Raw genomic sequence first — 22,563 nt, forward strand, 5'->3', positions numbered from 1 at the left:
TCTATTGACTATATTGTATGTTTCCAACGTCGTCGAATAATTGCTGGATGTGTAATTTGCAAAGAATCCATTAATTCGCCTACTACATTATGCCGTTGTTCAAGCACTTCATAGGCTTGCAATAAATATTGCTCATTAATATCAATTCGTTCGGCTACACTAAAATAATTTTTTACATCTCTATGATTATATTCTGCTAAACGCACTATAAGCGGCATAGTAGGATATTGTTCTTGCCACTCATGTAAGCCTTGACTTAAATCATCTGCTAACGCTTCTGGTCCTGCAAATTCTCCATGGACCCACTGGCTAATAATTAAAAAATTATTATACGCAATACAACTTTTACATATATCATTAACTGATAAATTAACAGTCATCCCTAATGGTCGGTATTGACGGTCTAAGGTCTTAGCATATGCATATACTTCATTAAAATAGCGCTCATCGTCATCAACTAAAATACCTGGTTCATAGAATAAACTCCAACCAATAACGGAAGAGTGGTTTTTGTCTCGATTCATAATTGCTTTTACAATATTTAAATGACTTTGCATTACTCGAATCTTGACATCTGCTTGTGAATAATAGGATCCTTTATCATCAAAGTCGGCTACATTTTTAATTCCCATACCCGCAGCGGATATTTCATCAATCACTAATAATCCCATTTGATCAGCTAAGGTAATGATATACTCGGGCAATGTATAGCCACCGCTAAAAATACAATTACCTCCTAATTCTAATAGACGAATTAATTCCCGTCTCGCCATAATAGGACTTGCAGTCATAGCGTCTACATGGCGCCCATCAACGCGTACACCTCGCAATATAACCTGTTTGCCATTAATACACCAAGTTTGATTATCTATTTCAATGGTGCGAATCCCTATAGGAAGGGAATACGTATCATGATGCTTTCCCAATCGACTAACATCAAAATCAAGTCGATATAAATACCCATCACCAATATCCCATAAATGCGGTGTATGAATAAGTAACCGTCCATTGCCCCCTACGCTAGTAGCAACCACACGACCTTCTCGATCCCGCAAAATGGCTGTTACTAAACAATTGCCTTTAATTTTTACCATGTAATGAATAACGGCTTCTTCTGGAGTTACTTTTTCTATATGATAGTCTACATCAGTAATCCGGTTTTGAGGCACTGTACACAAATGCACAGAAGCATATAGACCCGTAGGCACTGGATAATCCGAATGATTTACATTTACTTTTCGTCCATCTGCCCCTACACGCACATGCCCTGTTGGTAAATCATAAGGAGTAATACCGTTACTAATCTGTATAACAATTTTATTTTCTTCCCCATAACGAATTTGCCGGGTTATATCAATAGCAAATGGTATAAATACACCTTCATGACGACCAGCTACCGATCCATTTACATATATTTCTGCCCGACGTCCTACGCCTTCAAAATGCAAATATACAGTTTCTCCTAACCATTCTTTTGGTATAAACATAGTACGTTCATACCACATGGTGCCACTAAAAGAACGCTCTGTAGGCTTGATAAAACTATCTTGTATGTCAGCTGGTACATTAACTACAGTTCGTTTTGGTATTCCTGCTTCCCAACCAATTTGATTTTCATCGAACGCAAAATACCATGATCCATCTAATGGAATACTATGTCGAAATTCGTTATCTATAGGATATAATAACTCCATAAGACGCCTCCTCTAATTATTACCATGTTCTCATCTATAAGTATATATGATACATCTACCATAATACAACTATAGTTTTATCCCTTATTATAAGGATTATGTATTCTATACTATAACTATACAACATATGTAAAGACTATATAGTATCAATCTATCTAAACATCTGCCAATACCATATGCTATCCTATATTTATACTGTACTACTCTATTAAATCGATAGTACACAAAAGTTATCAGTTAAAAATAAATCTACCTTATTATTCTCGTCTATCCTATTGCATAGGTAACTTAGAATCAATACACTAGTATTTGGTGTGTAAATCTGTTTATTAACTACCGCGTAGGTAGCTTAAAAATACATATATTAATTTAACTTCTTCTTGTGCAGGTTAACTAGCCCATAGTTAGTAAAGAGTAAAACTCTTGTCTAAGAGGAATATCCGTCTCAAAAATTCCTCCTAAGGAAGCCGTTTTAGTAATAGTTCCAGGCTTTCTAATACCTCGGGATGTCATACATGCATGTTCTCCACGAATAACGACGATAATATCTTTTGTATCTAATACTTCCTCTAAAATCTCTCTAATATCATCACCAATTCGTTCTTGTAGTTGTAGCCTCTTACCTACCAAATCAGCAATTCTAGCCACTTTTGATAAGCCAATCACTTTATTATTAGGAATATATCCTACACTAACGTCCATATTATACATAAGTGCTAAATGGTGTTCACAATAACTAAATATAGGAATATGTGTAACAGTGACTAAACTCCCCGTTTTAACTTCTTCAAATACTTTTCCAAACTTTTCCGCAATCTCATGATTAGAATAACGAATACCTTCAAATACTTCTTGATACATACGAGCCACACGGTCTGGTGTTTCTAATAATCCTGGCCGATTAGGATTTTCTCCCAATTCAATTAATAATTCTCGTATTAATGCTGCCACGCGTTCTTCATTAATTTCTTGTTTCATATTATACCCCTCTCGCATTAGGGTCCCAAATAAATTTATGCATCTGCAATTGCATGCGAACACACTCTAAGTGATGCATCATAATAAAATCAACAATACGTGCAGGTTCAATCACACCAAATATAGGACTAACAAATATTTCTAATCCATCAATAGTTGGTAACAGTTCCGTCACCACTTGTTTCATTTTCCATAAATCTTCATCAGTACCTACTACAAATTTAATGACATCTCCTGACTGTAAATAATTGAAATTCTCTAAAAGCATCGCATGATTCATTGCACTTGATGGTGATTTATAATCAAGAGTATAGATAATATGACCTTTATATTGCACTGGATTAGACATGTCACGCTTGTTACCATGTTTTTTAGGGAGTATATAACTATCGCTATCAGTAATTTCCCTATTCTCGATTTTCTCCTCTAAACTTTTGTCGCTGGCGTGAGAGAATGCATATTCTTTTTTATTAAAATTTGTAGTATCTCGCAATTTCTCAAATGGCAACAATGAAACAGCTCCGTTTGTTTCTATATTAATTTCATAGCCAAGAGTAATTAATTCTTCTAGTAGAGGGTATACTTCTGCCTTATGTAATAATGGCTCTCCACCAGTTAATGTAATACGTCTATAGCCTAGTTGATTAACCATAGATATTATATCAGAAATTGACATGTTGCGATAATCGTTACCTTCCACAGCATACATGGTATCACAATAGGAACACCGAAGGTTACAATCAAACAACCGAATAAAGGTAACAGGATATCCACTACGAATACCCTCACCATCAATAGATGTAAAAATTTCATTAACTTTTATCATAATTGCCCCATATAGACTTCAATAGGTAGTCCTGGTTGTACATAACAAGCTTCATTACCTTCCGTTTCTTGCACAACGGCTTTATAGCAACTAGGGATTGTATCCACTATCCATTTTGCTATATTTTCTGCTGTTGGATTAAGTCCATCCTTAAATGGCACAATATCATTAATAATATGATGATCAAATACATCGTGAACTTCTTTTTTTATATGTGTGAAATCAATGACCATGCCATCTTTATTTAATTCTTCCGCATAGCAATACACCGTAATAATCCAATTATGTCCATGTAAATTTTCACATTTACTTTGATATGAGAGATGTAATTGATGTGCTGCAGATATTTCCATTCTCTTTGAAATAAAATACATAAATTTTTCATCCTTGTAACATTTATTTTTTATTCGTAACTAGTGGTGATAGGAAATTATTTCATCATATTCCTATATAATCACTCACTCTCTAAAAGCATACTATATAGCTATATAAAAATATATGTGTTAACGATAGAAATTACTTATAGGGATTCATTAAAGTCTACTACAGAAAACTTTGTATCCACCACAAACTACATATATTATATATACTACAAAAAAAGACTATAGTATATAATACTACAGTCTTTCATAACTATCTACTATGCATTTTTAGCGATTTCAACTAATTTAGCAAATGCAACTGCATCATTAACAGCCAAATCAGCCAACATTTTACGGTTAACTTCCACGCCAGCTTTAGTTAACCCAGCAATAAAGCGACTATAGCTTAAACCATTACTACGGGAAGCAGCATTAATACGAGCGATCCATAATCTACGGAATTCGCCTTTTTTAGCACGACGGTCACGACGAGCATAGAATAATGCTTTCATTACTGTTTCATTAGCTTTTTTAAATAAACGGCTACGAGTACCGCGATATCCTTTCGCTAATTTTAAGATTTTTTTATGACGAGCATGGGCTGTAACGCCTACTTTAATTCTAGCCATTATACATTTCCTCCAATATTACTATCTAATATTTACAATTTACTACTTATAGAACGATTAAGCGTAAGGTAACATTTTAACTACACGTTTATAATCAGATTTACTTACTAATGTTGCTTTACGCAAATTACGTTTACGAGCTGGAGATTTTTTTTCTAAAATATGGCTTTTAAACGCTTTCGCACGCTTAAATTCACCAGTACCTGTTGCTACAAAACGTTTAGCCGCTGCACGACGAGTTTTAATTTTTGGCATAATATAAATCCTCCTCAATTATCCTTTTTTTGCTAAAATCATAGTCATATTTCGACCCTCAAGCTTAGCTGCTTTTTCAACAACTGCTTGCTCTTTGAGTTCATCAGAGAAGCGGGTTAAAACGTTAAGACCTAATTCCGGATGGCTTAATTCACGACCACGGAACATAATTGTGACTTTTACTTTATTGCCTTCTCCTAAAAATTTAGAAGCATTTTTCATTTTAACATAAAAGTCATGATCTTCAATATGTGGACGAAGTTTTACTTCTTTTAAAGTAATAACTTTTTGTTTCTTTTTGGCTTCTTTTTCTCGTTTTTGCTGTTCATATCGATATTTGCCAAAGTTCATAATTCGACAAACAGGTGGTTTTGCATTAGGAGAAATTTCAACTAAATCTAATTGTTGTTCTTCTGCTAATACTAACGCATCACGAGAACTCATAATGCCAATTTGTTCATTATCGGCACTTAACACACGAATTTCACGAGCACGAATTTCTTCGTTAATACGTGGCATATCTTTGCTAATAAGGTTCACCCCCAAATAAAAATAACGGACAGCATAATATGCCATCCGTGTAGTATTGCTATATATAACCCTATATTTCATGACATAAGGTGAGAAGCGGATGGCCTCTTCTTCATAAAGCTTACTAAATAATAATATACTATTTACGTACTAATGTCAACAATTATATAATGCACTAAAACAAACATACAACGATTGTATTAGTATCACCAACAAGCACCTACTAAAACATATAATCATCCCATTTATAATTGTATACTATTTCTACCATTATTATCTAATCTATTAGTGATTCTTACAGTTCCGTATATTATAAATGGCTTGTTTCTTCCTGTGCTGGCATAGAGCGATGAGCCATAGCTACTGCAATTTCATTAAGATGCAAAATTCCAACGCCCATATAAATAGCAACACTCAAATGTTCTCTACAACGAGCTATACCAATTTTCCCCCCCACATTGAGTCCTGTCGCTTTCCGTTTAAGTTGTTCTAATGCTTCTTGTGTAGCTCCAATAACAGCGCCTTCTCCAATATGATTGGTTGCTACTACACCTTGTCTCTGTGCAGCAATAACGGCGTGTTCAATGATTTTAGGAATTGATGGAATGAATTGCCCGCCAAAATCGACTGCTACAGAACGAATATCAGCCGTTTCTAACTCTTTTCGCAATATTTGCTCATCCATTCTAGTTTCTGATAACGCCAAGCGCAACGCAGCTCGACCCACAGTTAAACTTGTTTGCTCCATATAGTACCTCACACTTTTTACTCAATAATAGAATACTTTTATTATAACAAAATATAGTGAATATACAACTTCAATTTATTATCCCAATCTACTAATTCAAAAAAATCTTCCTATAATCTTATGATTAACATTATCACTACCTATAAAATAAGCCTGTCATTAATCGTTATAGTAATGACAGGCCTATGTATTAAATATCTATGAGTAACTATCCTATACCATGTAATAAAAACTGTATGTTCTTACATAACTTATTTATTTTCTGTAGCACTTGCCTTAGTATCTTCACTGATAACTATATGATTATCTTTTACATCGGCTACTAAATTTTTCACATCAATATGATCAAGATAAAAATCAGTAACAGTATCTCGTACTTCACTTTCAATAACCCTACGCAATGGACGAGCACCTAATGCTTTATCGTAACCTTCCTCCATTAAAAATTCTTTAGCTGCATCTGTTACAGTAAGTTTGATATGTTTTTTAGCTAATGTAGCATTTACTTGATCTAACATTAAATCCACAATTTTATGCAAATCCTCTTTGCTCAAATGGTTAAATTCAATAACACCATTAAAACGATTCAAAAATTCTGGACGGAAATATGGTGCAATACGATCCATAATATCAACAGATTCATCTTGCTGTTCTGTGCCATATCCAAATCCTGCATTTGATGTAGCAATAATAACGGTATTCTTAAAGTTAACTGTATTGCCTTGTCCATCTGTTAAATGTCCATCATCTAACACTTGAAGCAATAATGTAATAACTTGTGGATCTGCTTTTTCGATTTCATCAAACAATACAATAGAATATGGGTTACGGCGTACACGTTCTGTAAGTGTATTAGAATTATCATCATATCCTACATAGCCTGCTGTAACGCCAATCAATTTTGATACAGCAGTTCGATCACTATATTCTGACATATCAAGACGAATAATAGCATCTTTATTACCAAACATATCTAAGGCTAATTGTTTAGCTAATTCAGTTTTACCAACACCAGTAGGTCCGACAAATAGAAAACTACCAATTGGCCGATTTCCTTCATCAAAGCCTGCTCGATTACGTCGAATAGCACGTGATACAGCTTTTACGGCATCATCTTGACCAATGACATGTGCTGCCAATCGAGATTTCATGTCTTTAAGCCGTTCAATATCAGAAGCACCCATTTGAGAAACTGGAATACCAGTCATACGTTCTACAGCCTCAGCTACATCATTGACCGTAGCTGCTACTTTTTGATTTTCTGTATGATTATCAATTTCGTTCTGTAACTTTTGAATTCTCATCTTTTCATTAATAGCAGATTCATAGTCTTCTTTTCTTGCATATTCTTCTTGCATATCTTTTGCTTTTTTTATTTCTGCTTCTAATGATTTAATATCCGTAACAGGATGCTGTGAAGCTAAATGAGCTGCAGTAACATCAATCAAGTCGATGGCTTTATCTGGCAAACTCCGTTGTGGAATATATTGTACAGAGTAGTCAATTGCTGCTTTTAACACAATGTCTGGTAATTCTATATTATGATGTGCTTCATATAAAGGTCGAATACCTTGTAAAATCTTAAATGTATCTGCTGCAGATGGTGCATTAACCTTTACTTCATTAAATCGACGTGCCAATGCAGCATTCTTCATAATTGTATTTCTATATTCATCTTGTGTAGTAGCACCAATAACTGTTAAATCACCACGAGATAAAGCAGGTTTTAAAATATCTGCTAATCCTTTTGAGCCTTGTCCATCACCAGTAGAACCAGCCCCTAAAATCTGATGAATTTCATCAAAGAAAATAATAATGTTTCCTGCTGCTTGTACTTCTTTTACAAGTTTTTGTACATTTTCTTCGAAAGAACCACGATATTGAGTACCTGCTTCTAAGCCAGAAATATCGATAGAAATAATCTGTTTATTTTTAATAGCTGCTGGTACATCTCCATTCACAATAGCTTGTGCTAATCCTTCAACGACAGCAGTTTTACCTACCCCTGCATCCCCAACTAGTACAGGATTGTTTTTTGTACGCCGAGCTAATATTTCAGCAGTTTCTTGAATTTCCTTATTACGCCCAATAACAGGATCCAATTTTCCTTCTCTAGCTTGTTCAGTCAAATTAGTGCCTAATTTTGCTAAAATACCATTTTGCTTCATAGGACCTACATTATCATCCACACCTTCTTGACGTGGCAATTGTCCATTTTGACGATAATAAGCAAATTCTTCTGGTGTTACCTCTCTGCCATTGATACTATAGCGACGATTTTCTGTGGAGTAACCACCCATATTGCCCATTAATTGATTAAATAAGTCATGCATGCTATTAAAATCATTGCTAAAATTATTGTTCATAATAAGTACCTCGTTTTTACTTTCTAGGAATAGTGTTACACTATTCTATTTATAATTTACTGTATCTTTTTCTTATAAAGTTAATTCATTACATCTACGTAACCTATCGTATACTGTTTTCTCTTCCAAAATCGCTAGCCATTATTTTGTCAACACCTCAATCATCAGATAATAATTATATTACTTATTAACCTTTTGACCTTTAGCACCTCCAGTTCCATTTCTTCTTTATGTCCTTATCATACTCCCCAAAAGTCAAAAAGTCAATAGGTCAAATTTTATTTTTTTACTTTTTTTATTAGCTAGTTATTTTAAACTATTTGCACCATGTTTTACTATGAATGACTAACATATGATACTTCTATTACATATCCATTCGTTGCTCTATGTAAACTTCCTATATTTAGATATATATTTTTTATAGCTATTCTTACTATTATTAGCACTGTATAAGGGATTAAGCCTATTGATTATGGTATATATAACCAAACTTTCTCGATATAGTACGCCTTATTAGTCATACTATATCTATAAAAGGAAAACTACATATATTGCTTATTAACAAAAAGCGTATCCTAAAAACTATTGATTTACTAGTATATCGTAAAAATAGTTATATAAAAACGGTATAATACTATTTTTTCAGCACTATACCGTTCCCATTTCTATGTAACTATTTTGTTTTATAAAAGCATTCTAACTACTATTCCTTTACAATATTAGGCATATGTTATTTAGTATATCATCAATTACTATTTCTATCTTTAATGTTTTACGTTCAGTTCAGAAGAAATTTGTGCATAAGCTAGCAACGTAAATACTCCTGTTCCCCCTAATATATTCCCTATCCCTGTAGGAATCAAAAATGTGAAAAAGTAATCACTCATCGTTGCCATGCCATGAATAACGGCATAACACATTTCAGCTGATCCAACAACAATATGTGTGAAATCGCCTAGTGCAATAAAATAGGTGAAAAATGCAATGATGAAAAAACTAAAATTACGAGCGGATGGCATCATCCAAACAATAGCTGCTATTAAAATACCAGAAGGTATGCCTCTAATTAAATTTTCATAGGCACTCATATGTGCCACATGACTAGCAATCAATTCCATTTGCACTACAAATTCAGGATTCATAACTCCATCAATACTTAGAAACGAAGCAGCTAGTGTCGTACCAATCAAGTTAGATAGTAATACGATAGTCCACAAGCGTCCTAATGGACATAACTTTTTGAATTTAAAAGGCTTAAAGACTGGTACTACCGTAGTAATTGTATTCTCTGTAAATAGTTGCGCTCGTGCTAAAATAACAAGAATAAATCCTATTGTATATCCCATTTTTGAAATAATTGGACTCCATGATTCTTTTGGTAGTAAAGCTGCCAACACTGCCATACACACAAAAGAAAATGTAATCATAATTCCTGCACCTATGCCAGAGAATACAAGCGCCTTAACTGGTCGTAATAATTCTTCAATACCATCTCTGCGAATAATTTCAAAAATTAAATGTGGTGATAATCGTTCATGTTCTTCAACAATTACTCGTTCTTCATGATTTAATGTAACTGTATTATACGCTTCTTTATATATTTCTTGCTTCTCCATAGCATTAATATCTACTTTCGATAAATCAATACCACGTTTCCATACATCACTAGGTGTAATAATCTCTTCATCACATTGAATTACTTTACCATCTTTAGTTTCAACCAATCGACAACCTTTTACTGTGCCTTGTTCCATGTCTATATTAACTTCCTTTCTCCCTTAGTATAAACTTTCAAATTAATCTTTCTAATATCAAAAATATATTGTAGCAAAAAAGAGTAGGCATGACAAACATTTCTATGTCTGCCTACTAGATATCATAAAATACATATCATAATGTTTCTATATGAATCATTAATTTTACACAAATCGCGTATATAGTTTAATATCTCATGGTATCTATTGTAATGAAGTATAAATCATAAAATATGACATCTTTTATAATACTCTATAGCAACTTATAATTCATCGAATAAAACTTAAAGTTATAGTATACTTAGCAATAACAATAAAATTGATATGAGCTAGCTAGATAGTCACTTAATATATTCAAAGGTAAAAATTTTTATTTTTACCTATAATTCTATAGTAATATACTATAAAATTATATCTTACATAGAAAGTAACGACTAGAATCTATAGTGATCCTATATAAAATTATGGTATTATCGATTTCCTTATGATATAATAATTAACACATGCGCTTGTAGCTCAATGGATAAAGCGTTGGTCTCCGGAACCAAAAATCCGAGTTCGATTCTCGGCAAGCGCACCATATGCCTCTAGTATATATGCTATGTACAAATTAAATGATACATACTACATATACTAGATTTTTTACTTTTATGCCAATATTACATACTAATTTGCTATACTCCTAATGAAATATCTTTATGAACCATGAAAAGTACTCTGCCAACTACAGAGTACTTTTTATATACACTATATTCTGTCCATATAGTGATATCTCATTTAATAGAAAGGAGATCAAGAAACGTATCACCTGTGAGTGTACTTAATGCATCATGTAAATAAATAGAGAACGATCCTAACCCTTCTTCATTCTGTAATCTCATTTTAGCGATTTCGCCGCTAATACTCATATAACTAATTCCTAATATTGCTGCCTTTATAGGATCAGTAACTGTTAAAAAGGCACCCACTAATGATGTAGTCATACATCCAGTCCCTGTTAGCTTAGGTAACAGATCAACCCCATTATATAAATGATATATACATTTTCCATCTGTAACTATATCCACTGGACCAGTTACTGCTACTACCGTATGATACTGTAAAGCTATAGATTTTGCTATTTCATCATAGTTTTTATCTTCATCAATCAAAACTGAATCAACGCCTGTGGAAGTATATGTTTCAGAATATAATGCAATTAACTCACTCGTATTACATCGAATAACCGCTACAGGAAATGTATTCAACAATGTTTTTGCTGCGTAACGTCGCAAAGAAGTAGCTCCTACGCCTACTGGATCAAATACTATCGGGATAGTATGGTGTTGTGCCGCTTTGCCAGATTCTATCATAGCCTCTAAAGTACCAGATTCAATAGTACCTATATTCCACACAACCGACTGACTATGAGATGTAACTTCATAGGCTTCTTCTCTATGAGAAGCCATGATAGGAGAGGCTCCAATCGCTAATATGGCATTGGCACATTCATGTATCGTAACACGATTAGTAATATGATGCACTATGCCCCGTTTCTTTCGTATCATATCTAATACTATCTCTATATCTTTAATCAAGTGCATCCATACCTCCTAGTAATTCGCTATATCGTAGACAACTTACGATATGATCATTAACAACGCCAATCGCTTGTAAAAATGAATAAATAGTAGTAGTTTCAATAAAAGTAAAACCATATGTTTTCATATCTTTACAAACTATATCTGATAGTTCTGTACGACGAGGCACCTCGTTCATAGATACCAATATCCAATAATAGATTTTCTTCCAGTAAAACTCCAAATATACGCGTCAAAGGACCCATATATACGTTGTATTGCTTGAAAAGCTCTAGCATTTTTACGTAATGATTTTATCTTCAATGTATGGCGAATAATGCCAGCATTATGCAACAAAGATTGTTCTTTTTTAGTATCGTACTGAGCAATTGTATTTCTGGAAAATCCATCAAAAGCACATCTCATAGCCTCTCTATGCAGTAAAATAGTTAATCAAGACAAGCCAGCCTGCATTATTCTAATACTACACATTCAAACAATATAGCATCATCATGAATGGGTATTCCCCATTCTGTATCATGATATAGTTTCTCTCTTTTACTTGTTAAAACCCATGTACATACTGTTAATGATTTCATAAATTCTCTCACTATATCGCTCACTATAATAATCATATATCAATTTCTTGGTGTAGGTAGTATATACTCATAAATAGCAGTAATTCATACTTTATATGAGGAGAAATGCCATCACTCAAAAAATTCCTATCTTGGGAATCAATAACATAAAATATAAATAGGGACAGCATCCTTTTGTTATGCAAGAAGATATATATCTACTACTAGCTCGATCAATCATTCATAGAATGGCTATTTTTAGTGTTTCTAATGATTATCGTACCTACCATACCATCATTATATAAAAAAATATATTAAATTTGAATCTTATGCTTTTCATATATTCTAATCGATCTATCTAACTACTTCCTGTAGAAATAATACTAGATGCTATAAAATATATAGCATCTAGTATTATATATAACATATAATTTTATGGTATTGTCTTTACATAAAAATATATGTAAAGAGTGAAGCTACACGGATTATGCATTCTACCATAAATATATTTACTGTTACTATTCTATGAAAGATATATCTCGGTTTTTCATTTTATCAAGAGAAATCCTATATAGATAATAATTCAAAATTGACCGCTAGCTGTTTATACTAATTATAATTTTTCTTATTTTTCAGGATCTGCTTTACCTGTCATGCGATTACGAAGGTCTCGACGACATAATTCCATAATCCACAACCACCATATATGTCCAAATAATTCAGAAAATTGTTCGTCAAACGGAATTTCTGTTAATGGAGGAACAAGTCCCATCCACGGCATAACAATACAATGCGCTAAAAAATAAACAAAAAATCCAAATACAGTACCTTGCCACATTTTAATTCTTGGCCAATATTCTGCAATCACGCAATACATAATACCAAAAATCACAGAAAATAACACATGTACTATAAACACATCAACTGGTTGTACTATACCAGAAAACATAACGTGCCAATCACCAATGCCCAACATATCTAATAATACTTTAGGTGGTGTTACACGAGCTGCTGCATCAATCGGCCAAAAAACATCTGGGTTCCGTGGTGGAAATGGTACTTCCCACCCCCATTTAGCAAAAGCCCCAATAATGCCAACAATAATACCTATTAAAATAGATAATCCAATGTGACGTTTATTTGGATTGGTAATATATGCAAAACCACATTTCATATAAATTCTCCTTTCCCATAGACAACTTTTATAAAAAGGCATTAATTCTAACACTATAACTCAAAAAGTTATGAATACCTACGATAACTCATATTATCATAGCATACGTATTACAAGATATAATAAATCAATATAAAAAATAATTCCTATAATTCTGTATAAAAACATATTTCTAAACAAATCTACACCTCACTCGTGTGAAATATAGCATTTACTACAACTTGCTATATTCTCTCAACCTTTTTTATTCCCCATATACTCAGCCATATCTTATATAAGGTGCATCATCATAGATAACACTAAAATAAGGTTATATATAACTAACTACTTAGTTACATATAACCTTATAATAATAGTCTACATTATATCTATATCATAATGATTTAAAATAGCTATGAACTCATATAGCAACTGAACCATCGAATGTATTGTGCATCACTTAATGCTTAATAGATGCGATTCGTTCTTCTGTACGATGGCGGATTTCATCAATAATTGGTTTAACTTCTAAAAATTCTTCATCGGTCAAGCGAAATGTTCTTCCAGTTCGTTGAAATAGGGCTTTTTTGCGTCCGGCGCCAACACGCTTACCGCCCCAGTTATTCCCTTTCATAATATGACCTCCTTATACAATCTTACATGATTAGCAAAATGTAAATCAGTGCATATGTTTCTATACATACATAGTATACACTATTCAATTTATGAATTTCAATTATGCAAAACAATAATATGAAAAAATCATATATATATTCAAAAAAATTGCCATAGCAGAAAGAATTTCCGCCATGGCAATCAACAGAATCACATAAAAATAGTATAAAATTATTTATTAGCCTCAGCGGCTGCTTTAGCTGCTTCAGCTGCTTTTTTTAGATTGGCTACTGAAGTTGGACATGTTGCAGGTGTACATGCTCCTTCTGGTCCTAAATCAGCAGATCGATTTACAAATGTCGTATGTAATATACTTTCAGCTTTTTCGCTTAATGGAGAACCAAAAAATTCTTTATATAGTGCTTGAATTTCTGGATTATTTACACATGTTTTAATCGACACTTCACCATCACGTTTATATAAGGAAGCAATACGAGCTGTACGTGCTTTATCAGCCATAGGTAATTTTACTTTTGGTTGACCACCGCCACCAATACAGCCTCCACGGCAAGCCATAACTTCTATAAAATCATAATGTTTATTGTTAGTTCGCATATCTTCAATAAATTTTCGCATATTGCCAGTTCCATGAACTGCTGCAACATGTAACACTTTATCCCCAATAGCAACATCAGCTTCTCTAGCACCATCCATGCCACGAATATCTTCAAAAGGGATTAAATTAGCTGGTGCTTTTTCCTTTGTAACCATTTCATAAGCAGCACGCATGGCTGATTCCATAACACCGCCAGTATTACCGAATATAATACCACCACCAGATGCTTCACCCATCAATGGATCAAATGTGGAGTCTTCTAATGTAGAAAAGTCAATATTTTCTGCACGTAGCCATTTAGCTAATTCGCGAGTTGTAATGCACAAATCCGTATCCATCATACCAGGTTCGTTCCAATAATCAGCAGAAGCACTCATTTCTTCTCTACGAATTTCAAATTTTTTAGCCGTACATGGTGTCACTGCTACTGCTACAATTTTCTTAGCATCTAATCCCATTTTTTCAGCAAAATACGTTTTTTGTGTTGGTGCTTGCATACCAATCGGACTTTTAGCTGTCGATAAATTAGGCAAAAGTTCTGGGAAAAATGTTTCCGCAAACTTAACCCATGCAGGACAACACGATGTAAATTGAGGTAGTTTTCCATGTCCATGCAAGACACGTTCAATTAATTCTGACGCTTCTTCCATAATCGTCATATCAGCCCCAAAATTTGTATCTAGCACATAATCTCCACCTAATTGGCGAAGTGCTGCTATCATCTTTCCTTCTACAAATGTGCCAGGTTCAAAGCCAAATTCTTCGCCTAAGCCCACACGTACAGCCGGTGCTGTTTGGAAAATAACCACTGTATCTGGATCTGAAATAGCGGCTTTCACCTGTTCTATTTCAGATGTTTCATTAATAGAATCAAATGGACAAATAGATGCACATTGTCCACAATGAATACAAATAGGATGGTCGCCATTGGATTCTAAGTTATAATAATCAAATACGCCCATGTCCACAGCACAAGCACGTCGACATAAAGAACAATTTTTACATTTACTTAAATCTTGAACAACTGCCACATTCCCATCTTCAATAGGAACACGACGGTCTAAGAATTCGTACTTACTCATTATTTCCTCCTAAAAGTAACGTTGTTATCGTTATACACTCGCATTATACCATTGGTTACGCCTTTTCTTCAAGTTCTAACCACCGCTCTGTTAACATGTCAATTCTCGTCTGCGTTTTCGTTCTCTCATCTATGAGTTCTTTTATGTTTTCATAATCATTATCCATTCTTGAAATCATAACATCTAATCCTTTGATTAAATGTTCTAATTCAGTAATGGTATCCATGATTTCACTATATTCCTTTTCTTCACCTAAAGTAAGTCCTTTTTTAGTTTTATGAGAGTTATTATTATTTACGATTTTTTGATTCTCATTTGTTTTTTTATCTATTTTTCTTATATTTTTTTCTTTCCTATTATCTTGCATGTCCATATCCGTTTTATAGTCAGAGTATGATCCATGAACAATTTCTATATTACCATTTCCTTTAAAAACAAATAGCTTATCTACTACACGATCTAAAAAATAACGATCATGACATACGGTAATCACCACTCCACAAAATGAATCTAAAAAATCTTCCAACACTTCTAATGTAGGGATATCTAAATCATTAGTTGGTTCATCTAATAGTAATACATTGGGTGCATCCATTAACAATTTTAACAAGTAAAGACGGCGTCGTTCTCCACCAGACAATTTACGAATAGGTACTCCATGTAACTCAGGAGTAAATAAAAATCGTTCTAGCATCTGCCCTGCACTAATGGTATTTCCATCACCTAATACTATATAAGAATGATTTTCTTTAATATAGTCTAATACGCGTTGTTCCTCATTAAAGGGAGGCATTTCTTGTGTAAAATGAGCAATACGAACAGTTTCTCCTCTCACTAATGTACCTGTTTGCGGTTCATATGTACCATCAAGTAATTTCAAAAATGTTGATTTTCCCATACCATTTGGTCCCACTACACCAATTCGATCATGCTTAACAACATGATATGTAAAATCATCAATAATTTGAGTGTTTCCAAAAGAAAATGTAATGTGATCTATATCAAAAATAGTTTTACCTAGCCTAGTTTTTAATACTAATGGATCAATTGTTCCTTGCCGATGTGTGGATTCTAATGATTTCAAATATTCATACCGTTGTAATCTGGCCTTTTGTTTTGTACTCCTAGCTTGTGCTCCACGACGAACCCATGCAAGTTCTTGTTTCAAAAATTGACGTCGTTTTTCTTCTGTAGCAGCCTGTTGTTCTTCTCTAGCTTGTTTTAATGATAAAAAATCCTCATATGAACCTTCATAACCATAGATACGTCGATCTGATAATTCTAAAATACTATTACAAACAGCATCTAAAAAGTATCGATCATGAGTACTTACCAATAAACCACCTTTTCGATGTAATAAATATGATTCTAACCATTCAATGCTATGGTCATCTAAATGATTAGTAGGTTCATCTAAGAGTAATAACTCACACGGATATAGTAATGCTTGTCCTAATGCTAAACGTCGTCTCTGTCCTCCTGATAAAAATTTTACCGGCATTGTGACATCATCAAATCCTAACTGATGTAAAATAATTTTCGCTTCTTGTTCTACTTGCCATCCATCTTCTTCATTCATTCTCTCTAACAAAGCCATATATTTTTCATCATTTCTATTAGATTGATTCACTTCTTCAAACGCTCGTACTAAAGCTAATTTAGGATGATTTCCCAAGAATATATTTTCTAAAATTGATTGTTCTTCCTTAACAATTAGCTGTTGTGGTAAATAATAAATTGAGGCTTTACCATTCTTATCAATACAGCCCTTATCAGGTTCTACTTCTCCTGCCAACATTTTTAGAAACGTAGATTTTCCCGTACCATTGACGCCCACTAATCCATAGTGGCAATCAGTAGTAAAAGTCATTGTTACATCTGTAAATAATAAACGTGTACCATACGACTTTTCAACATTTTGTAAACTAATAACATTTGTTGACATACATATCTCCCTTCAGTAAAATGAAAGACAAAGAGCCTAGAGTAGTTATAACAGTAATTGGAGGCAACTATGGAAGCACAAACAGTAGAATCATTTTATAATGCACTAGATATAGAATTAGTTGATATTGATAATTTTGACACCTTATTGTTCGATATATCAGACAGTGGAGATTATGCCACTATCAGTGATGATGACGGCAATATACCTACAAGTTTAGATACACCTATTGTAGTAAATATATATGATGAAAATAGTGTCTATCAATGGTGTGTTACATTACAAGATTCCTATGAATTTTCTGATATATACCAAACCTCAAAAGACTCTATTACTTTATTAAAAACATTAGAATCAATTCGACAAAATAATATTGCAAAATACGATACATTATAACTGTATCCAGGCACCCATGAAAAAGGAGTTGTTATGAGAAGTAGTATCTTCATAACAACTCCTTTTTATATTCATATCCCTCTTTTGAATATATATTGCAAACATATAAACAATATATAGTAAAGCCCTAAACAAATGTCTCTGAAATTGGTCTAGCCGATGAAAGATTAGTTTTTTTTACATCCAATAAGCTAATAATTGAATGAACAATATTCGCTGCTCCATCTACATGCCATTCTAAGGAACACTGTGACATCTGTTGTAGTCGTTGAGGATTGATTAATAATGCCGTCACTACATCTTCTAAATTGTGAATATCTCGAGCCCATCTAGCACAGCCTTTCCCCTCTAAGAAAGCTGCATTCGCCTCTTCTTGACCGGGTATAGCATTAAAAAATACCATGGGTAATCCCATCGTAATAGCTTCCATACAAGTTAAAGCGCCTGGTTTTGTAACCAATAAACTAACATTCTTCATAATATCAGAAATATTAGTCATATATCCATAAATTTTAGTACGCGTATGTAATTCACCTTGCATATCATGTAAAGCATCATATAACGCAGTATTCTGCCCTGTTACAACAACTAATTCATCCACGCCTTGAATATCATCAAGTCGTCTAAGTGCACTTTCTACAGAACCTAATCCTAATCCGCCTCCCATAATTAGAATACGTACAGGTTGTTTAAGTTCATAATGATGGATAGCATCCCTAAAAAAAGAACGTCGCACAGGAATACCACTTACATGAATTTTTTCTTTATCAATACCACAACGAGCAATCTCGTCTACCATCGAATCAATCGCCACATAATACGAGTCTACTTGTGGATACATCCAAAATTGATGGCTAGTAAAATCCGTAATCACACCGATTAATGGTATATTAATCAAATTTTGTCGCTTCAAAATACATGCAGCGCCACATGGAAAGGGATGTGTAAAAATAACTACATCAGGTTCTTCCTTAGTGATCAGCTTTAGCATACGACTTTTTAAAATCCATGATAATAAGGTCTGTACCATACCACCTTTTCGTTCACCTTGTGAAAGACGATAAATTAAATCATAAAGCATAGGAAACACATCAATCATCTTGATGTATGTTTCCTTTAAAATATTATCAAAAGACAATGTATCGGTCGATAAAAAATCTACGTGTAAAATTTGTGCATCTGGTTCAGTTTCTAACCAGTATTCCTCAATAGCACGAGCTGCTTGTGTATGCCCTGTACCAATTGATGCTGATACAATTAAAACTTTTCGTTGCATTTCATGGTCCATATCCGACTTCCTCTCTGAAAGCATTATATCATATTTCATCACTCTATTTCTAACAAGTATCCTATCAATATAAAGACAATTCACACAGCCTATCTCATAAAATCAAAATCTTCACTGATATAAAAAGAGAGTTATCGTTTATAATAACAGATAACTCTCTTTATTTACACTAATTCTACACAAAACTAATAGTAAAATTATTTTTTACGTTTATTAACAACTACGTTAACTTGTTCTTTTAATTGTTTACCAGCTTTGAATGCAGGAGATTTAGAAGCTGGGATAGTAATAGTTTTACCATTTTGAGGATTGCGACCTTCACGAGCTTGACGTTCACGTACTTCAAAAGTACCGAAACCAATTACTTGTACTTTTTCACCAGATGTCAATTCTTCTGCAATTGTGTCAAATACAGCTTTGACTGCTTTTTCAGCATCTTTCTTAGTTAATTCAGTTTTTTGAGCTACGCTTGCGATTAATTCTGTTTTATTCATGACAGAACCTCCTTAAAATCAAATATACTCATTCAGCATCAGCTATTAGCTGTGTAGAATGTTCTTGCTCTAGCATTTTCGCCTTATTCCAAAACGCATCAAGTTCTGCGAGAGAAAATTCTTCCCAGCCCTTGCCACTTTCTTGTACACATCGTTCTACAAAAGTAAAACGACGTTGGAACTTATTGTTTGTACGGCGTAATGCATTTTCTCCGCTTATTTTATACCATCTAAAGAGATTAATCAAGGAAAAAAGTACATCTCCCCCCTCTAATTCTATATTTTCTTGATTTTTTTGATGAATTGCTTCTTTAAATTCATCAATTTCTTCATAAAATTTTTCCCATACTGCACTCTCTTCTAACCAATCAAAACCTACATTTTTAGCCTTTTCTTGTAATTTTTGAGCACGCAATAAAGAAGGAAGTCCCTTTGAAACACCATCTAATAAAAATTTTCTTTCATGACCCTGTTCTTGTGCCTTTAATTCTTCCCACGAAGCTGTAAAGCCGTCTAATTTTTCATGCCCATCTTTATGAAACACATGGGGGTGACGGTGAATCATCTTTTTCGATACATCATCAATCACATTTTGAATTGTAAACCAACCTTCTTCTTCTGCTAATGCAGAATGGAATAAAATCTGCAGTAGTACATCACCTAATTCTTCCCGCAGATTATCTATATCTTTATTATCAATGGCTTCTAATAACTCATACACTTCTTCTAAAAAATATCGTCGCAATGTGCTATGCGTCTGCATACGATCCCAAGGACATCCCTCTGGAGAACGCAACGTTTTAATAATACCATATAGTTCTTTCAAGGACAGGTCCCTATCTTTATCTTCTCTATCCATGAATACTTCTCTCCTTCTCTAATTATACTAAGAATGCCTACTTAACCAAAAATGAATTCACTCTTCCTGTGCAGCATATATGTGTTACCATACCATTCATATAGAATCCCATAAATGTATGATGTATTAAACCACTAATGCTCCATAGTCAGTCCATTAAATAAACCTACATCAATCATGTTCTCTTATGCTGAACTCTTGAACTATATGATTAGGCCCATAATTTTATATACTCTCTAAGCGATTATTTTTTTCTTTCTCTAACTGAAAACTTATTACCAATTATAGGTAATGTAGTTATATCCTCTTTATTGATAGCTTTGGTAATCCATAAACTTGCTAAATAAATCATAATAGCTATTAAAATAGATATACAAACAGCTAGTGTATTTCCCAAGAGTGACGACAAGAAATGATATCCTACTGCAGTAGCTCCACCCATCGCCATAGCCGATATAATAATTTTACACACATTATTAATATCCAGTCTATATCCTACATATTTGTTAACAAAATATACATTAAGTGCAGCTGCTAATCCAAAATCAATATTAGTAGCCCAAGCAGCACCATTAATACCTAGTTCAGGAACTACAATTAAATACCAACTCAGTATTACTTTTACCACTGTGCTAAGCAATAAATTAATCATTGGTATAGCTGTTTTACCGAGTCCTTGCAAAATTCCTGTTGTAACTTGTTGAATACCGAGGAAAAAAATACTTAAACTCATAACTGCTATTGGTGGCCCTGCATGAGGTGTAGCATATAGTAATTGTGAAATAGGTATAGCCAATACGCATAATCCAACGAAAGCGGGAATCGTAATTAAATTAGCAATCTTTAAGGCTGTATTGGTTCTTTCATGAATCGTTTCTATACGGCCTAATGCATATGCCTCTGACACGGCTGGTACTAAACTAGCTGCTAATGATGTAGTTAAAATAATCGGCAAATTAACTAAACTTGTAGCCATTCCTGTTAAATATCCATATAAAGTAGTTGCTTCTTGAATCGGATATCCCGCTTCGATGAGTCGATTTGGCACAATGAACATATCAATACCTGATACTAAAGGCATCATAATATTTGCCATAGAAACTGGTATGGCTAAGAAAAACAATTCTTTTACAATGGATACAGAAGATCCTGATGTACTAATATCTTTTTGTTGCAATAGCAATGATTTGCGATAAGTACGTTGTCGATAATAAAAATATAGCAATACTCCTAGTCCTGCTATAATACCTGGGAAAGTAGCAAATGTAGCCCCTGCTGCTGCAAATTCTAATCCTTTCGGCAATAAAATATAGGCTAATGCCACCATAGTAACAACACGAAATGATTGTTCTAAAATCTGAGATATACCCGTAGGTAACATATTTTGAAAGCCTTGAAAATAACCACGAAAACAACTTAATATGGTGACTAATAAAATAGCCGGTGATAGGGACTCTATAGCGAATAACGCCCGTTCATCACGGACCCAACCAAAATCTATCATACATTGAGCCGAATTATACAGACCCACGCTAAAGATAACACCTAGTCCCGCTAACATAACTAAAGATATAGCAAATACTTTATTAGCTCCACGTATATCTTGATTAGCTAACCGTTCTGCCACCATGATTGAAATAGCCACTGGAATTCCCGCTGTAGATATGCTCACAATAATCTGATAAATAGGATAGGCTAATTGATATAAACCAATTCCCTCACCACCTAAGATACGGGCAATCAATACTTTACTAAATGCGCCTATAACTTTAACAATCACACCAGCCAATGTCAAAATCATAGCACCTTTTAAAAATCGATTCATAAATCCTCCT

At 33.6% G+C, this 22,563-nt stretch carries 23 protein-coding genes and 1 tRNA gene; 2 read left to right on the forward strand and 22 right to left on the reverse strand.

Translation table 11 applies throughout. The annotated features are described in order from the left end of the window. Nucleotides 1-8: 8 nt before the first annotated feature. From K357_RS0100115 to K357_RS0100160, 10 genes are all read right to left on the reverse strand, one after another. On the reverse strand, nucleotides 9-1,694 hold the full coding sequence (locus K357_RS0100115; protein WP_028256885.1) for a glycoside hydrolase family 2: 1,686 nt from the start codon (nucleotides 1,692-1,694) through the stop codon (nucleotides 9-11). A 393-nt stretch (nucleotides 1,695-2,087) separates the two neighbouring features. Next, the gene (folE, locus tag K357_RS0100120; RefSeq protein WP_197049759.1) at nucleotides 2,088-2,660 is read right to left on the reverse strand and encodes a GTP cyclohydrolase I FolE; all 573 of its coding nucleotides are present in this window, start codon (nucleotides 2,658-2,660) and stop codon (nucleotides 2,088-2,090) included. Between the two features lie 13 nt (nucleotides 2,661-2,673). Next, nucleotides 2,674-3,498 carry a radical SAM protein gene (locus tag K357_RS0100125; protein WP_038113236.1) on the reverse strand — a complete coding sequence of 275 codons (825 nt, stop codon included), beginning with the start codon at nucleotides 3,496-3,498 and terminating at the stop codon, nucleotides 2,674-2,676. Next, nucleotides 3,495-3,872 carry a 6-carboxytetrahydropterin synthase QueD gene (gene queD / locus K357_RS08435; RefSeq protein WP_051211917.1) on the reverse strand — a complete coding sequence of 126 codons (378 nt, stop codon included), beginning with the start codon at nucleotides 3,870-3,872 and terminating at the stop codon, nucleotides 3,495-3,497. The genes K357_RS0100125 and queD overlap by 4 nt, the downstream gene beginning before the upstream one ends. Nucleotides 3,873-4,138: 266 nt before the next feature. Beyond that, nucleotides 4,139-4,489 (reverse strand): 50S ribosomal protein L20, encoded by a 351-nt coding sequence (rplT, locus tag K357_RS0100135; protein WP_028256888.1) that lies wholly within the window; start codon nucleotides 4,487-4,489, stop codon nucleotides 4,139-4,141. Nucleotides 4,490-4,546: 57 nt separating this feature from the next. After that, complete coding sequence (gene rpmI / locus K357_RS0100140) at nucleotides 4,547-4,744, reverse strand: 50S ribosomal protein L35 (protein ID WP_028256889.1); 198 nt, start codon at nucleotides 4,742-4,744, stop codon at nucleotides 4,547-4,549. 18 nt (nucleotides 4,745-4,762) lie between these two features. Next, nucleotides 4,763-5,320, reverse strand: a complete 558-nt coding sequence (infC, locus tag K357_RS0100145; RefSeq protein WP_071838017.1) for a translation initiation factor IF-3 — start codon at nucleotides 5,318-5,320, stop codon at nucleotides 4,763-4,765. Nucleotides 5,321-5,585: 265 nt separating this feature from the next. Beyond that, a complete protein-coding gene (locus K357_RS0100150) occupies nucleotides 5,586-6,023 on the reverse strand; it encodes a HutP family protein (RefSeq protein ID WP_028256891.1) in 438 nt (145 codons plus the stop codon). A 251-nt stretch (nucleotides 6,024-6,274) separates the two neighbouring features. Next, nucleotides 6,275-8,389 (reverse strand): ATP-dependent Clp protease ATP-binding subunit, encoded by a 2,115-nt coding sequence (locus K357_RS0100155; RefSeq protein WP_028256892.1) that lies wholly within the window; start codon nucleotides 8,387-8,389, stop codon nucleotides 6,275-6,277. 764 nt (nucleotides 8,390-9,153) lie between these two features. Beyond that, on the reverse strand, nucleotides 9,154-10,143 hold the full coding sequence (locus K357_RS0100160) for a formate/nitrite transporter family protein (protein WP_244869357.1): 990 nt from the start codon (nucleotides 10,141-10,143) through the stop codon (nucleotides 9,154-9,156). 505 nt (nucleotides 10,144-10,648) lie between these two features. Between K357_RS0100160 and K357_RS0100165 the strand changes: the two genes are divergently transcribed. Next, nucleotides 10,649-10,723, forward strand: a tRNA-Arg gene (locus K357_RS0100165). A 193-nt stretch (nucleotides 10,724-10,916) separates the two neighbouring features. Here K357_RS0100165 and thiM read toward each other — a convergent pair. From thiM to K357_RS0100200, 8 genes are all read right to left on the reverse strand, one after another. Further along, nucleotides 10,917-11,726, reverse strand: a complete 810-nt coding sequence (thiM, locus tag K357_RS0100170; RefSeq protein WP_038113238.1) for a hydroxyethylthiazole kinase — start codon at nucleotides 11,724-11,726, stop codon at nucleotides 10,917-10,919. Next, nucleotides 11,713-11,901: a DNA-3-methyladenine glycosylase I gene (locus tag K357_RS10005; protein ID WP_211218927.1), complete on the reverse strand. Its 189-nt coding sequence runs from the start codon at nucleotides 11,899-11,901 to the stop codon at nucleotides 11,713-11,715. The genes thiM and K357_RS10005 overlap by 14 nt, the downstream gene beginning before the upstream one ends. Then, nucleotides 11,898-12,128: a DNA-3-methyladenine glycosylase I gene (locus tag K357_RS10010; protein WP_211218928.1), complete on the reverse strand. Its 231-nt coding sequence runs from the start codon at nucleotides 12,126-12,128 to the stop codon at nucleotides 11,898-11,900. Before K357_RS10010 ends, K357_RS10005 begins: the two co-directional genes overlap by 4 nt. Nucleotides 12,129-12,175: 47 nt before the next feature. Beyond that, nucleotides 12,176-12,301, reverse strand: coding sequence for a DNA-3-methyladenine glycosylase I (locus tag K357_RS10015; protein WP_211218929.1), 126 nt, complete (start codon nucleotides 12,299-12,301; stop codon nucleotides 12,176-12,178). A 604-nt stretch (nucleotides 12,302-12,905) separates the two neighbouring features. Continuing rightward, complete coding sequence (locus K357_RS0100180) at nucleotides 12,906-13,454, reverse strand: YagU family protein (RefSeq protein ID WP_038113240.1); 549 nt, start codon at nucleotides 13,452-13,454, stop codon at nucleotides 12,906-12,908. A gap of 439 nt (nucleotides 13,455-13,893) precedes the next feature. Beyond that, nucleotides 13,894-14,067 (reverse strand): hypothetical protein, encoded by a 174-nt coding sequence (locus tag K357_RS09830; RefSeq protein ID WP_169712397.1) that lies wholly within the window; start codon nucleotides 14,065-14,067, stop codon nucleotides 13,894-13,896. A gap of 212 nt (nucleotides 14,068-14,279) precedes the next feature. After that, nucleotides 14,280-15,746: a [FeFe] hydrogenase, group A gene (locus K357_RS0100195; protein ID WP_028256896.1), complete on the reverse strand. Its 1,467-nt coding sequence runs from the start codon at nucleotides 15,744-15,746 to the stop codon at nucleotides 14,280-14,282. A 55-nt stretch (nucleotides 15,747-15,801) separates the two neighbouring features. Continuing rightward, nucleotides 15,802-17,691 carry an ABC-F family ATP-binding cassette domain-containing protein gene (locus K357_RS0100200; RefSeq protein WP_038113242.1) on the reverse strand — a complete coding sequence of 630 codons (1,890 nt, stop codon included), beginning with the start codon at nucleotides 17,689-17,691 and terminating at the stop codon, nucleotides 15,802-15,804. Nucleotides 17,692-17,760: 69 nt separating this feature from the next. On the opposite strand from K357_RS0100200, the gene K357_RS0100205 reads away from it, so the two are divergent. Further along, nucleotides 17,761-18,087, forward strand: coding sequence for a hypothetical protein (locus K357_RS0100205; protein ID WP_028256898.1), 327 nt, complete (start codon nucleotides 17,761-17,763; stop codon nucleotides 18,085-18,087). 127 nt (nucleotides 18,088-18,214) lie between these two features. Here the strand turns inward: K357_RS0100205 and K357_RS0100210 are convergent, their stop codons facing one another. The 4 genes from K357_RS0100210 to K357_RS0100225 form a co-directional block, all read right to left on the reverse strand. After that, nucleotides 18,215-19,375, reverse strand: a complete 1,161-nt coding sequence (locus K357_RS0100210) for an MGDG synthase family glycosyltransferase (protein ID WP_028256899.1) — start codon at nucleotides 19,373-19,375, stop codon at nucleotides 18,215-18,217. Between the two features lie 197 nt (nucleotides 19,376-19,572). Then, entirely contained in the window at nucleotides 19,573-19,869 is a 297-nt protein-coding gene (locus K357_RS0100215; RefSeq protein ID WP_028256900.1) for an HU family DNA-binding protein, read from the reverse strand. Nucleotides 19,870-19,897: 28 nt separating this feature from the next. Continuing rightward, entirely contained in the window at nucleotides 19,898-20,728 is an 831-nt protein-coding gene (mazG, locus tag K357_RS08445; protein ID WP_051211919.1) for a nucleoside triphosphate pyrophosphohydrolase, read from the reverse strand. 244 nt (nucleotides 20,729-20,972) lie between these two features. Beyond that, nucleotides 20,973-22,553 carry a putative polysaccharide biosynthesis protein gene (locus tag K357_RS0100225; RefSeq protein WP_028256901.1) on the reverse strand — a complete coding sequence of 527 codons (1,581 nt, stop codon included), beginning with the start codon at nucleotides 22,551-22,553 and terminating at the stop codon, nucleotides 20,973-20,975. Nucleotides 22,554-22,563: the final 10 nt, after the last annotated feature.

It is taken from the genome of Veillonella montpellierensis DSM 17217, assembly GCF_000426745.1.
Lineage (GTDB): Bacteria > Bacillota > Negativicutes > Veillonellales > Veillonellaceae > Veillonella > Veillonella montpellierensis.